The 13847-nt window shown below is 66.6% G+C and carries 12 protein-coding genes; 6 read left to right on the top strand and 6 right to left on the bottom strand.

Annotation, left to right across the window (positions count from 1 at the left end; all coding sequences use genetic code 11):
- On the top strand, positions 1 to 298 hold a 298-nt coding region (locus AC3FNH_RS26835; protein ID WP_488722229.1), incomplete at its 5' end, for a hypothetical protein.
- A gap of 577 nt (positions 299 to 875) precedes the next feature.
- Here the strand turns inward: AC3FNH_RS26835 and AC3FNH_RS26840 are convergent.
- A complete protein-coding gene (locus tag AC3FNH_RS26840; protein ID WP_276097994.1) occupies positions 876 to 1544 on the bottom strand; it encodes a GntR family transcriptional regulator in 669 nt (222 codons plus the stop codon).
- A gap of 371 nt (positions 1545 to 1915) precedes the next feature.
- Between AC3FNH_RS26840 and AC3FNH_RS26845 the strand changes: the two genes are divergently transcribed.
- The 4 genes from AC3FNH_RS26845 (at position 1916) to AC3FNH_RS26860 (ending at position 7481) form a co-directional block, all read left to right on the top strand.
- Complete coding sequence (locus AC3FNH_RS26845; RefSeq protein ID WP_488722230.1) at positions 1916 to 3205, top strand: MFS transporter; 1290 nt, start codon at positions 1916 to 1918, stop codon at positions 3203 to 3205.
- Positions 3206 to 3273: 68 nt separating this feature from the next.
- On the top strand, positions 3274 to 4074 hold the full coding sequence (locus AC3FNH_RS26850) for a putative hydro-lyase (protein ID WP_488722271.1): 801 nt from the start codon (positions 3274 to 3276) through the stop codon (positions 4072 to 4074).
- A gap of 18 nt (positions 4075 to 4092) precedes the next feature.
- Positions 4093 to 5754: a 5-oxoprolinase subunit PxpB gene (gene pxpB / locus AC3FNH_RS26855; protein ID WP_488722231.1), complete on the top strand. Its 1662-nt coding sequence runs from the start codon at positions 4093 to 4095 to the stop codon at positions 5752 to 5754.
- Positions 5751 to 7481, top strand: coding sequence for an acetyl/propionyl/methylcrotonyl-CoA carboxylase subunit alpha (locus AC3FNH_RS26860; protein WP_488722232.1), 1731 nt, complete (start codon positions 5751 to 5753; stop codon positions 7479 to 7481). Before pxpB ends, AC3FNH_RS26860 begins: the two co-directional genes overlap by 4 nt.
- A 59-nt stretch (positions 7482 to 7540) precedes the next feature.
- Here the strand turns inward: AC3FNH_RS26860 and AC3FNH_RS26865 are convergent, their stop codons facing one another.
- The 4 genes from AC3FNH_RS26865 to AC3FNH_RS26880 all read right to left on the bottom strand — a co-directional run bounded on the left by AC3FNH_RS26865 (position 7541) and on the right by AC3FNH_RS26880 (position 12153).
- Complete coding sequence (locus AC3FNH_RS26865; protein WP_276097998.1) at positions 7541 to 9097, bottom strand: methyl-accepting chemotaxis protein; 1557 nt, start codon at positions 9095 to 9097, stop codon at positions 7541 to 7543.
- Between the two features lie 327 nt (positions 9098 to 9424).
- The gene (locus tag AC3FNH_RS26870; protein WP_488722233.1) at positions 9425 to 9898 is read right to left on the bottom strand and encodes an SRPBCC family protein; all 474 of its coding nucleotides are present in this window, start codon (positions 9896 to 9898) and stop codon (positions 9425 to 9427) included.
- On the bottom strand, positions 9888 to 10235 hold the full coding sequence (locus tag AC3FNH_RS26875; protein ID WP_488722234.1) for an ArsR/SmtB family transcription factor: 348 nt from the start codon (positions 10233 to 10235) through the stop codon (positions 9888 to 9890). The genes AC3FNH_RS26870 and AC3FNH_RS26875 overlap by 11 nt, the downstream gene beginning before the upstream one ends.
- Before the next feature lie 295 nt (positions 10236 to 10530).
- Positions 10531 to 12153 carry a flagellar assembly protein A gene (locus AC3FNH_RS26880; RefSeq protein WP_488722235.1) on the bottom strand — a complete coding sequence of 541 codons (1623 nt, stop codon included), beginning with the start codon at positions 12151 to 12153 and terminating at the stop codon, positions 10531 to 10533.
- Positions 12154 to 12413: 260 nt separating this feature from the next.
- On the opposite strand from AC3FNH_RS26880, the gene AC3FNH_RS26885 reads away from it, so the two are divergent.
- The gene (locus tag AC3FNH_RS26885) at positions 12414 to 13247 is read left to right on the top strand and encodes a class I SAM-dependent methyltransferase (RefSeq protein WP_276098002.1); all 834 of its coding nucleotides are present in this window, start codon (positions 12414 to 12416) and stop codon (positions 13245 to 13247) included.
- A gap of 15 nt (positions 13248 to 13262) precedes the next feature.
- Here AC3FNH_RS26885 and AC3FNH_RS26890 read toward each other — a convergent pair whose 3' ends face one another.
- Positions 13263 to 13847: a DUF1415 domain-containing protein gene (locus tag AC3FNH_RS26890; RefSeq protein ID WP_488722236.1), complete on the bottom strand. Its 585-nt coding sequence runs from the start codon at positions 13845 to 13847 to the stop codon at positions 13263 to 13265.

Consider the following 13847-nt stretch of genomic DNA (forward strand, 5'->3'; position numbering starts at 1 on the left):
CTTCCGCCCTCCATTGTCCTTCATCGAAAGGCGGCGAGGCGACAACTATCCTGACATGGAGGGCTTGCTGAATCAGCTAAATTCGTCGTCCCTGTCAGATCAAGCATCGGCAGCAACGGTCATAGGGCTCTTGGTGGCTGTGGTTGCCCTAGCCCGGTTGACGTTGTACGAGTTGGCCGAGATATCCGTGCAGGTGTACATGTTCTGCGAGCCAAAGCAAGCGGCATTCGCCGACCCGGCAGCCAGGCACAGGATGGCGGCTGCAAACGTGATCTTGTTCATTCTCCCCCCGTTCTGAATGGCAAAAGAAAAGCCCGTCGAGTGGCGGGCTCGCCAGCGGGGAATTATTCGGTGAAGTGGATCAAACGATCCCACCAATAGCGGAACCCGCGCCCAGGGACTGCGCTCCGTGCCAATCCTTTGTGGAAGATGGCCCGGAGGAGGTAGGCATAGATGGCAAGCACCGCCCCGAGGAACATAAGTGACCCGATCATGGCGGAGCCCTCCGTGCGGAATGGCCATATCTCATTCTATGCCTGCCTAGTTTGCGTGCGGGCAACAAAAAGCCCGCCGAATGGCGGGGCTCCTAGGCATCGCTTGCCAACGCTGGCGCAAGAATGGTCACCAGAAGGTGCCGACTCGCCTCACGAACCTGCTCCACGTGCCGGCACCGAAAAAATTTGGGGGTATGTTAGGGGGTATGAATCAGCAAGAAACGACTCGGATTTATGCTGGAAGCCTACCAGGAGGATCTTTTCGATTCCTCTCTTCGCCCAGCCCATCCGGTTGGGCTTTGTTGTTTCTGGACGATGCACGTGCATCAGGCCCCTCTCAAGGCCTCGCCTGCCCCCCCCAATTACCGCTCCCCCCCCCGCTCAGCGCGACTTGAACACCGGATGGCGCGCACATGCCGCGAGCACGATGCGCTCGGACTGCGCAAGGTAGTCCTGAAGCGCGGTAGCAGCCTCGTCGAGCTTTCCCGCCTCGAATAATTGCAGAATGTGCCGGTTCATCTCCACATATGGAGCGTGGAGGAATTCGGGATCCTGCAACATGCCGAAGGCCAGGCGCAGCTCTGCCAGCAGGCGCGAGAACATCTCGTTCAAGCGCTCGCTGTCGGCCAGCTCCACGACGGCCATGTGGAACTCCATGTTGGCCGTGCCTACGCCCTGCCAGTCGCCCTGGTCGCGGCATTCCGACGCCATATCGACCGCCCTGTGCAGGTGCTTGCCTGCCGGATGCCGCGGATACGCCTGGCGCAACGCCTGGCACTCGATCAGCCGGCGCACGCGGTAGATATCGATGATGGCCGCGATGCTGGGGATGGCCACCGCAACGCCGCGGTTGGGCTCATGCTTGAGCAGCCCCTCCTTGGTCAGCAGGCGAAAGATCTCGCGAAGGGTATTGCGAGAAATCTGGAAACTCTCGCTCAACGCCGCTTCCGACAAGCGCTGCCCGGGCGCGAACTCGCCATGCACGATCTTCTGGCGAATGAGCTCCGCCACGCGCTCGGTCAGGTTCCTCGTGTCAGCACTCGATGTCATCTCTTATGGGGCTCGCATTGGGAGGTGCCGGCCAGACGCCGGGCCGGAAGCGTGGAATGTTAGCGCACTTTGATGACGCAAATGCCCCGCCCTGATGAACGGAATGCACCGATTTGGTGACAAGACGGCATGGCTTGTCTGGCTAGGTGTATACCTTAACTGCCAATACGGTCAAATTGTTCAACAATAATTATGTTCTGGTTGAGCTATATGTGATTTTTACCCCCACATGGCATGCAGATTGCTAAACCGGACCACATGACTGCAGCGCTGGATCCCGGCACTGCAGGCTGACCCGGACATCGTTGCGAAGGCTGGCGCGCAACAACGTCCTCCAACATCCGACGTCTTCCCCGAAGGAGAACGCAACCATGTGGCTTAAGGAAACCAACCGGGAGGAGCGCAGAACGCTCTTCGCCGCATTCGTCGGTTATGGCGTCGATGCCTTCGACTACATGATCTACACGTTCATGATCCCTACCTTCATCCTGGTATGGGGCATGACCAAGGCCGAGGCTGGCTACATCGCCACCGGCGCGCTCATCAGTTCCGCGCTCGGCGGATGGCTGGCCGGCATCCTGGCCGACAAGTACGGCCGCGTCCGGATCCTTCAGCTCACGGTGCTCTGGTTCAGCCTGTTCACGTTCCTGAGCGGATTCACGCAGTCCCCCGAGCAGCTGTTCGTCACGCGCATGCTGCAGGGGCTGGGGTTCGGCGGTGAATGGTCCGTCGGCTCGGTGCTGATTGCCGAGATGATCCGTGCCCGCCACCGCGGCAAGGCCGTCGGGCTGGTGCAGAGCAGCTGGGCAGTGGGCTGGGGCATTTCCGCCATTGCCTTCTGGGCGGTCTATGCGCTGTTCGATCAGCAATATGCATGGCGTGTGCTGTTCTGGCTGGGCGCGGTGCCGGCCCTGTTCATCCTCTACATCCGCCGCAACATCAGCGAGCCCGAGGTGTACCGCGAAACCAAGGCCAGGCTCGCGCGCACGGGGCAGAGCAACAGCTTCATGCTGATCTTCAAGCCTGGTGTACTCGGTGTCACGGTGATGGCAAGCCTGCTGGCAACCGGCATGCAAGGGGCCTACTACTCCGTGACGACCTGGCTGCCCACCTACCTCAAGATGGAGCGCCATCTCTCCGTGCTCAACACCAGCGGCTACCTGATGGTGCTGATTGCCGGCTCTTTTGCGGGCTACCTGACCAGCGCGTGGCTTTCCGACCGCCTTGGGCGCCGGCGCTGCTTCATGCTGTTCGCAGTGAGCGCGGCAGTTCTCGTGATCTGCTACACCCAGCTGCCCATTACCGATGCGGCCATGCTTGTCCTGGGCTTCCCGCTTGGGTTCTTCCTGTCGGGCATCTTTTCAGGCATGGGGGCCTACCTGACGGAACTGTTCCCCAGCCACATCCGCGGCTCCGGCCAGGGCTTTTGCTACAACTTCGGACGGGCCGTGGGCGCGGTGTTTCCCGCGATGATCGGGCACATGAGCACGTCGATGCCGCTCGGTACGGCAATCGGATACCTGGCTGCCGGCGCGTACGGGCTGGTCGTGATCGCCTGCCTGCTGCTGCCGGAAACCCAGGGGCGCGAGCTGACGAACGAGCCCGAGGCCGCCAATCCGGTGCTCGTGCCCGCCACCCCGGGCCAGGTTCCCGATCGCTGAGTCGGGGCTTCAATGCCGACAAGCCTGAATCGCGCCAGCAAGGAACCCTCATGACAAGCACAAGCAATATGTTCGACGATCTCCGCACCACAGCCGTCGCAGCGGCAAGGGCCGCACGCGCCGCGTATCGTGCCGGCAAGATCGCTCCCACGGCGGGCGTGGCGCCCGGCATGACGCAGGCCAACATGATCGCGCTGCCGCGCGACTGGGCCTGGGACTTTCTCCTCTATGCCCAGCGCAATCCCAAGGCTTGCCCGGTGCTCGACGTGATCGAAGCGGGAGCGCACCACACCGTGCTGGCCGACGGCGCCGACATCCGCACCGACATTCCGCTGTACCGCGTGTGGCGTGACGGCAGGCTCGCTGAAGAAGTCGCCGACGCCACGCCGCTCTGGCAGGAGCATCCCGACCTTGTCACGTTCCTGATCGGCTGCAGCTTCACGTTCGAGACGCCGTTGCAGGAAGCGGGAATCGAGGTACGCCACATCGCGGACGGCTGCAACGTACCGATGTATCGCACCAATCGCCAATGTCGCCCCGCAGGGCGCCTGCACGGCGAGATGGTGGTGTCCATGCGGCCCATTCCCGCCGGCCGCGTCGCTGACGCCGCGATGATCTCTGGACGCTTCCCGTCAGTGCACGGCGCCCCTGTCCATGTGGGCGACCCCGGCGCGCTGGGCATCGCCGACATCCACCGCCCCGACTTCGGCGATGCCGTGCGTATCGAGCCGGGGGAGATCCCCGTCTTCTGGGCCTGCGGCGTCACCCCGCAGGCCGCCGTGATGGCTTCCGGCGTGCCGTTCGCCGTGACCCACGCCCCCGGCCATATGTTCATCACCGACGTGCCCGACAGCACCTACCACGTCTGATTGCTTCCGGAGCCTGCATTGCGCTTTCTTCCTGTCTCCCTGAATGCGTTGCTGGTGGAGCTGTCCGGCCTGGACCAGACTCTGGCCCTGCTGACCTCGCTGCAGCGCGATCCCCTGCCAGGCGTGGACGAACTGGTCCCTGCCGCGCGCACGATCCTCGTGCGCTTCCGGCCCGCTGCCGTGAGTCTGGCGACGCTGGTGCAAGCCATCGCCTCGCGCGACCTGGCAGCGCGCGCCGAGCGCGGCGGCACGCTGGTTGAAATCCCCGTGCGCTATGACGGCGAGGACCTGGCGGAGGTAGCGCACCGGCTGGGCCTCACGCCCGAGGAAGTCGTACGGCGGCACACGGGCAGCGAATACACCGTGGCCTTCACCGGCTTTGCCCCGGGCTTCGCCTATCTCTCCGGCGGCCACCCCAGTCTCGATGTGCCGCGCCGAAGCACCCCGCGCACGCGCATTCCGGCCGGCGCCGTGGGTCTGGCCGGCACCTTCAGCGGCGTATATCCGCAGGCCAGCCCGGGCGGCTGGCAGATCATCGGCGTGACGCCGGTGGCCATGTGGGACCTGGGCCGCGACCAGCCCGCGCTGCTGCAGCCCGGCTACCGCGTGCGTTTTGTCGATATCGCCACGCTGGATGACGAAGCGGAAACGGGCCGCCGGGCAGGCGCCTCGAATCACGCCATCGCCGCGCCGGGTAACGGCCGCACCCGCGACATGCTGGCCCCGGGGCAAACCGCACTCCAGGTCAGGGCTACCGGCCTGCTGACCGTATTCCAGGACCTGGGCCGCCATGGCCAGGCCGGTCAGGGGGTCTCGGCCTCCGGCGCCATGGACCAGGCCGCGCTCAAGGCGGCCAACCGCCTCGCGGGCAACCCCGGCAACGGCGCGGCGCTCGAAACCGTGGGCGGCGGCCTGCAACTGCAGAGTCTTGGCGAGACCGTGGTCGCCGTCACCGGCGCCGACGCGCCCCTGACCCTGCGCACGGCGGATGGCCGCCAATGGTGCCCGCCGTCGCACCAGGCCCTGGCCCTGGCCGATGGCGACGTGCTCGGCATCGGCCAGCCCGCTGCCGGCGCGCGCTGCTATGTGGCCGCGCGCGGCGGCTTTGCCGTCGCGCCCGTGCTCGGCAGCTGTGCCACCGACACCCTGGCCGGCGTGGGTCCCGCGCCGCTGGCGGTGGGCGATGTGCTGGGCCTGCACCCCGCTCCGGCCAGCGTCGTGGTCGGCGAACCGACCCTGCCCGCCGCGGACCTGCCTACGCTGGAGCAGGAGGTAGTGCTGGACGTGGTCATGGGCCCCCGCACCGACTGGTTCACGCCGCAGGCCGTGGCCTGCCTGGCCGCGCAGCGCTGGCAGGTGACGCCCCAGTCCAATCGCGTCGGCCTGCGCCTGGCCGGCGACACGCCGCTGGAGCGCGCCATCGGCGGCGAGCTGCCGAGCGAAGGCACGGCCCTGGGCGCATTGCAGGTGCCTCCCAGCGGCCAGCCCGTGCTGTTCCTGGCCGACCATCCGCTCACCGGCGGCTACCCCGTGATTGCCACGGTAGCCCCGTATCACCTCGACCGCGCCGGCCAGATTCCCGTGGGCGCGTGGCTGCGCTTCAATCCGATCCGCGCCTTTGCAGAACTCTCTATGGCTTCCGCCCCGGGCGAGGCCGGCACTTTCCGAGCACCCCGATGAAAAAAGTCCTGATTGCCAACCGCGGCGAGATCGCCGTCCGTGTCATCCGCGCCTGTGCCGACTACGGCGTGCAGTCCGTTGCCGTCTATGCCAACGCCGACATCGACGCCCTGCACGCGCGCATGGCCGACGAAGCTTACGGGCTGGATGGCGAGCGTCCGGCCGATACCTACCTGAACATTGCCAAGCTGCTGGAGATCGCCCGCAAGAGCGGTGCCGATGCCGTCCATCCGGGCTATGGCTTCCTGTCGGAGAGCGAGGCCTTTGCCCAGGCCGTGATCGACGCCGGGCTGCGCTGGATCGGGCCGTCGCCGGCCACCATCGCGAAGCTCGGCAACAAGGTCGAAGCCCGCAAGATCGCGCTGCAGGTAGGCGCCCCGCTGGTGGCCGGCACGCCCGACCCCGTCAAGGATGCCGGCGAGGTACTGGCGTTTGCCGAACAGTACGGCCTGCCCATCATCATCAAGGCCGCGTTTGGCGGCGGCGGCCGGGGCATGAAGATCGCCTGGCGCATGGATGAAGTCGAGGAGCTCTATCACTCTGCCTCGCGCGAAGCCGTCGCGGCGTTCGGCCGCGGCGAGTGCTTTGTCGAACAGTTTCTCGACAAGCCGCGACATATCGAGGCCCAGGTGCTGGCCGACGCCCATGGCAACGTGGTGGTGCTCGGCACCCGCGACTGTTCCCTGCAGCGCCGCAACCAGAAGCTGGTGGAAGAAGCGCCGGCGCCGTTCCTGACCGATGCGCAACGCGAGCGCATCCATGCCTCCGCACGCGACATCTGCGCCGCTGCCGGCTACACCAGCGCGGGCACCGTGGAATTCCTGCTGAGTGCCGGCGGCGTGATCTCGTTCCTGGAGGTCAACACCCGCCTGCAGGTGGAGCATCCCGTCACCGAACAGACCACCGGCATCGACCTCGTGGTCGAGCAGTTGCGCGTGGCCGACGGCCTGCCGCTCACCATCACCAGGACGCCCGCCCCGCTGGGCCACGCCATCGAGTTCCGCATCAATGCCGAGGACGTGGGCCGCGGCTTCCTGCCCACGCCGGGCCCGGTACAGCGCTTCGATCCCCCGTCCGGCCCGGGCGTGCGCGTGGACGCCGGCGTGCAGTCGGGTTCCGTCGTGCCGGGCACCTTCGACTCGCTGATGGCCAAGCTCATCGTCACCGGGGTCACGCGCGAACAGGCACTGACCCGCGCGCGCCGTGCGTTGCGCGAGTTCCGTATCGAAGGCGTCGCTTCCGTGCTGCCCTTCCACCGCGCCGTGATCGATCACGCCGACTTCGCTGGTGCGGATGGCTTCAACGTGCACACCCGCTGGATCGAATCCGACTTCGCCGAACCGCTGGCCGCTGCCGCGCGCGCCGAGCCCCAACCCGATGGCAGCCTGCTGCGCACGGCCATCGAGATCGATGGCCGCCGCGTGGTGCTGGGCCTGCCGGCTCAGCTGCTGGGCGGACTGGCCAATGCGCAGGCGGCAAACCCGGCCGTGACGCCGGGGGAGACAGTCGCAGTCGACACCCGCGATGTACCGGCCCCTGTCGCCGGGACCGTGCATGCGTGGAAGGTGGCCGAGGGCGACCAGGTCGAGGAAGGACAACTGATCGCCGTCATGGAGGCCATGAAGATGGAGATGCAGGTCCACGCGCATCGCGCTGGCCGCATTGCGCTGCGCACGGCCGCGGGCATCTTCGTGGCGGCGGGGCTGCCGATCGCGACCATCGACTGAGCACCTGCCAGGCGGGTCCGGATTTGCGCCGGACCTGCCACCGGGGACACCACGGCGAGCTAGCTCGCCAACACGTTCACCGCATCCTCCAGCGCCTGCGCCTGCTGCTTCAGTCCCATCGCCGCCGCAGCCGATTCCTCAACCAGCGCCGCGTTCATCTGCGTGATCTGGGTCATCTGCTCGACCGCCGCGCTGGTCTGCTCGATCTCCACGCTCTGCCCGCGGCTGGCATTGGCGATGGCGGAGATCGTCCGCGTCAGCGCCGACACCGATTGCTCCACGCGATCCATCTCGCTGCCGGCGCTGATGGCCGCCTCGCTGCTAGCCTGCACGACTTCGAGCGAGTTTTCGATCAGCGCCTTGATCTGCTTCGCCGCCGTTTCGGCGCGCTGAGCCAGTGATCTCACCTCCCCCGCCACGACGGCAAAGCCACGTCCGTGCTGGCCCGCGCGTGCGGCCTCGACGGCGGCATTCAGTGCGAGCAGGTTGGTCTGGATGGCGATGTCGTCGATCACCGACGTGATCTCGGCGATCTTGCGCGATTGCGTGGTCAGCCGCTCCATCAGCGACGCCGAGCGGCGCACGCCGCCCGCCGCCGAAGAGGCTGCCTCGGCGGTACGGCGCCCTTCCTGGTGGGCCTGCTCCGCGTCGCTGGCGTTCTGCCGCGCGGTTTCGGTGATCTGCGCCAGCGTGGCCGTGGTTTCCTCGATGGCACTGGCCTGCTGCTCGGTGCGCTCCGACAGGTCGGCATTGCCGCTGGCCAGCCCGGCCGAGGACTGCCACACGCTCTCGATCGAGTTGCGCGTATCGAGCAGCACGCCCACCAGCCGCGCGTTCATCTGGTTCAGGAAGCGGCCGAGCAGCCGCGTCTGCGCATCGCCGCATTCGGGGAAGCGGTGCTGCAACTGGCCGGATAACACGGCCAGCGCGCTGCGGTTCAGGCGCATGACGGGCCGCAGGATATTGAGCGCCAGATAGCACGCGGCCGCTGCGCACATGGCGACCGCCGCGCCAGCCAGCCCCCACGTGACTGCAGGAGGCGCTGCCCAGAGGGTCGCACTCGCCGCCGCCAGCCCGATCAGCAGGACCTGCACGCACTGGACGACCAGCAGCCGCGCCACCACGGGCAGCCGCAACAGGCGCTGCACCAGGCCGGCCGCGCCCTTGCGGCATGCCTCGCCGCCGGATAGCCGCCAGCGGGACCGCTCCTCGCGCTTCAGGTCGGCATAGAGCCTTGTCGCCGCGGCAATCTGCGCCTGCGTGGGTGCGGTTCTCACCGACAGATAGGCCACGGCCTCGCCGTCCTGGAGCACCGGCGTGACGTTGGCGAGCACCCAGTAGAAGCCGCCGTCCTTGCGGCGGTTCTTGACTACGCCAGACCAGGGCGTGCCGGCACGGATGGTCGCCCACATATCGGCGAAGGCCGCGGCCGGCATGTCCGGGTGGCGGATGATGTTCTGCGGCTGGCCCATGACTTCGGCACGGTCATAGCCGCTGCTGCGGAAGAATGCCTGGTTGGCGTACTCGATATTGCCTTGCGTATCGGTCCTGGTGATGATGACTTCGTCCGATGGCAATCGGTATTCCTGTTCGGTGACCGGCAAATTCAATCTCATGTTGCTGGTTGTCTGTTCTGATGCAACCTTGACCCCGACTTCTCTTGCGAAGCCGCCCCTGATTTCCCGCCCGACCCCTGCATTGCCGGACACCGCGGGGCAGTATTCCCGATGGGCTGCTTCAGGACGAGACGGCCCGCGGGGAACATCGCAGCAACTTGATGGCGCGCAAATGCCGGCCACGGCTACCCCTTCGGACGGATTGCATTCGCGCAGGCATTGGCCCGCCTGGTACGCCGGCAAGCTGCAAGGAAAAGGCCCCGGAAGCGCGGCGCTTGCGGGGCCTTTTCGTGTCTGCGGCAACCAACACCGGCGCCGCGACGCCAGCTACTTCAGCGACTGCGCATAGGCTTCGAGCTGGGTCATGCAGGTACCCCACCCGTCGAAGAAACCCATCTGCTCATGCTGGTCGCGCGAGGCCTTGTCCTTGTGCAGCACCGTGGCCACGTAGCGGGTGTGCTCGCCCTCATCGTCCATGGTGATGTACGCGGTCATCGGCAGCCACGGGTTGTCGGCCGGACGCCAGCCGGCCACCAGCGCCGAGGTCCAGACGATGCGCGAACGCGGCACCACGTCAAGGAAGACGCCGGGGTTGTCGCTGGTTTCGCCGCCGGGGCCGCGCATCAGCGTGTGGAAGGCTCCGCCCGGCGCGAGATCGAAGGCGAGGACCTCGGTGGTCCACGGCTTCGGGCACCACCATTCCTTCAGGTGGCTCGGGTCTGTCCAGGCTTTCCAGACGAGATCGCGCGGTGCCTTCAGCATGCGAGAGATTTCAAGGTCGAGGTCCTGCCTAATGCTCATCGCGAGTCTCCTTCGAATGCAGCGCTTCGACATAGGCAGCCAGGCGATCGGTGCGCGCCTCCCAGATCGCCCGCTGTTCCGCCAGCCATGTCTCGGCGGCCTGCATCGTCGCCGGTTCCAGTTCGCACATGCGCACGCGCCCCTGCTTGTGCGAGCGCACCAGCCCGCTGCGCTCGAGCACGCCCAGGTGCTTCAGGAACGACGGCAACGCCATGGCAAATGGCGCGGCCAGTTCCTTGACCGAGGCAGCGCCCTGTCCGAGCCGGCTGACGATGGCACGACGCGTGGGATCCCCCAATGCGAGGAAGACCGGGTCGAGCAGAAAATAGTTAGCCATGTGGCTAACTATATCCCGAAACGCGAGGACGTCAAGGGCGGAGAAGTCACAACCGGGATCGGGGGCGATCGGAGCGATCAGGCAAGCGGGCCAAAAAAGGAAGGCCAGCGCGAGCTGGCCTTCAGCGATTCAGTGCCACGTGAGTCGGTTCCGTGTAACGCTTCCACAGATTGCTGGTCCGCTTCCGCATTCACTGCCCAACACTAGCCATCGCCTATCCTGCGGCACCCCAGGACACGTCTGCAGCTTAGTACAAAATCCGCCGGATGGTGTCGGCAGGCTGCAGCCATGCGGGTCAGGTCACGGCGATGCGGTCGTCGACGAGGCGGATCTGCCCGCCGGGCTTGTCCTCCATCACCTTGAGCACGCGGTTGCCCACCTGCAGCGTCACGCCGCCGTGGATGCGGCGGCCGGCGTCGATCACGGCGCCTGCCGCGGGCTGCATCTGCTCCCCGAGCCTGGCGAGCTTCTCCTCGAGCTCGAACAGGTCGCGCGTCGACTTGAACAGCGTGGCACGCGCCTTCTCGCGCAGGTCGCCGACCGCACGTTCCGGGTTCTTGGCGAAGAACGCTACCAGCTGCTTGACCTTGTTCTGCTCCTCCAGCAGACGCCGGCGGTCCGTCTCGAGCGCCGCGCGCTGGGCGTCCGCGTACGGGTTCAGGCCCACCTGCACAATGGTGGCGCTGCCCGCCGGCGCGCCGAACACGGCCGCTCGCACCGCGAGCAAGGCGCGGCTGCGGCCGCCGCTGATGCTGCCCATGCCGCTGCTTCCGCCCACGACGATGCGCTCGCCCGCGGCCACGTCACTCTGGCGGATGCCGCTTTCGACGGTAACCTCCGTGCCGGCCTCGACCACCGCGTTCTCGATGAAACGCGCCTGGACCGCGCCCTGGCAGCGCACGCTGGCCCGGCTGATGGTCCCGGTCGCGTCCGCATGCCCGTGCCCGGTTTCGGCTTTGCCGATGATGCCGCCCTTGACCACGATGCTGCCGCCAGCCTCGATCGTGGCGGCCTCGATGACGCCATCCACCAGCACATCGCCGGTGACCTTCACCGACATGCCGGTGCGGATGTCGCCCGAGACGCGCAGCGTGCCGTCGAACGCCACATTGCCCGAGTGCAGGTCGACGGATTCCACCTGCACCACCGGACTGACCGACGTGCCATGGATGCCCACCACCGGCGAGCCCGCCAGGACTGCGACCAGCAGGTTCGGATCGTCGGGATCGGCGGCGGCACCGGTCAGGCCTTCGGCGAACGGCGTGTCTTCGACCGGATCGGCAGCCAGTGCCTTGCCAAAGACGTCGACGCCGTCGCTGCCGGGCTCGGCCGGGATGCGCCGCATCAGCGGCGTGCCTGGGGTGACCAGCGTCAGGCTGCCCAGTTCGCGCAGGTCCATGGGGGCATCGTCGTCGGCCTGCGCGGGCTTGCGTGGCTCCAGCAGGTTGACGAAGCGCGCCGGCTGGCCTTGTCGCGGGGCGATGCCCGCCGCGATCTCGCGCAGTTCGCAGCTGCCTTCCGCCAGCGTGGCTTCCAGCACCAGCGACTGGATCTGGGCCGTCACGCCACGTTCGGCGACGGCACGCCGGATGTCGGCCCCGGTGACCGGGCGGCCGCCTTCCGGACGCATCAGTGTGAGGCGGACGGCCAGGCGGTCGTCGCTGATATCGAGTTCAAACGCGCCGTCGATGAGCGCGCCGACCGTGGCATCGATCTCGCGATCCGCGCGCTGGCACTGGCTGAGGAATTGCGCAATGGCGCGCGGGTCCAGCCGTGCCTGTTCCCAGCCATGGCTCGCCAGGCACTCCCGGAGCGCCGTATGGTCCGGAGGCAGCTGGCCCGTCTCGGGCACATAGCGTGCCCGCACCTGCTCGCCTGGCTCGCTGAGCTCCAGGCGCAAACCCGACTCGTGACTCATGAGTCCCCCAAGGTTCCCTTTGTGCGGCAGGCCACTCTCTGCCCAACCCGCCAAGGCGCAGTTGAGCAGCCTAGTGCGGCTACACCCGCACCTCCGCTTGTGGTCAATCGATTACCTACGGCAGCTGGCAACAAAACTTGAGGCAGGACAAACTCGGACCATGCATAGAAGTACCGGATCACCATGGCAGACTGGCGGAGCGTTTTCGGTAAACTATCGGCTTCCGAGGCGCGCCCGCCGCCTCCCGCATTCCCGCAGTCATGGCAAATACCCACGAAATCCGCCCCGGCCAGTCGATCGAGCTGCTCAAGGAACTCCATATCCTGACGCGCGACGGCAAGATGAACCAGGACAGCCGGCGCAAGCTCAAGCAGGTCTACCACCTGTTCCAGTTCATCGAACCGCTGCTGCAAGAGGTCAAGTCCGAGCGCGATGCCGTCACGCTGGTCGACCACGGCGCCGGCAAGTCATACCTGGGCTTCATCCTGTACGACCTGTTCTTCAAGAGCCTGCACGACCAGTCGCACATCTTCGGCATCGAAACGCGCGAGGAACTGGTGCAGAACTCGCAGGCACTGGCAACGCGCCTGGGTTTTCCGGGCATGTCCTTCCTGAACCTCTCGGTGGCGGACTCCATCGCCTCGCCGGCGCTGCCCCCGACCGTCGACGTGGTCACGGCGCTGCATGCCTGCAATACCGCCACCGACGACGCCATCCGCTTCGCGCTGGCCAAGCGCGCCCGGCACATCGTGCTGGTGCCGTGCTGCCAGGCCGAAGTCGCGAGCGTGCTGCGCAAGAACAAGGGGCGCCTGCTCGCCGGCAACCCGCTGACCGAGATCTGGCGCCATCCGCTGCACACGCGTGAATTCGGCAGCCAGGTGACCAATGTGCTGCGCTGCCTGCAGCTCGAAGCGCACGGCTACCAGGTCAGCGTGACCGAGCTGGTCGGCTGGGAGCACTCGATGAAAAACGAGCTGATCATTGCCCAGTTCAAGGACCTGCCGCGCCGCCGCCCGGCCGAGCGGCTGGAAAGCGTGCTCGGCACGCTGGGGCTGGAAGACATGCGCGAGCGGTTCTTCACGACGCCCGCTTGAGCGGGAGCGGCGGCGCTACGCATCCGACTTGGGCGGCGCGTCGTCGTCACCGTCCATCCAGCGCTGCCAGCCAGCGTGGCCCAGGCGGCGCAGGGTTGCCATATTGCGATCGTAGATATCGGCCGCATCGGGATACGCTTCGGCGGCACGCGCAATGCTGTCCTCGCGCAGCAGATGCAGGATGGGATACGGCGCGCGGTTGGTGTAGTTTTCGATAGCGTCCGGCTCCGTCCCCTCGAACTGGTACTGCGGGTGGAAGCTCGCGATCTGCAACGTGCCTTCCAGGCGCAGGCTCCCGAGCAACCGGTCCGCGAAATAGAGAAAGTCGTTGAACTCGAGGAAATCGGCCAGCGCTTCAGGCACGATCAGCAGCGTGGTATCGACCTGTGCCGGGTCGGTCTCGGCCAGCAGCTTCAGTTCGCGCTCCAGTTCGTCGAGCAAGTCTGCAGCTTGCGTTGCATCGCTGACCACGTAGCGGACCTGCTCTTTCACATACACGCTCTTGGCAAAGGGGCAGAGATTGAGCCCGATCACCGCGCGCGCCAGCCAATGGCGCGTGGCGGCAATGACGGCATCTTGATGGCTGGCGGAAGACGGCAT

This window comes from Cupriavidus sp. 22TCCZM01-5, assembly GCF_057798915.1.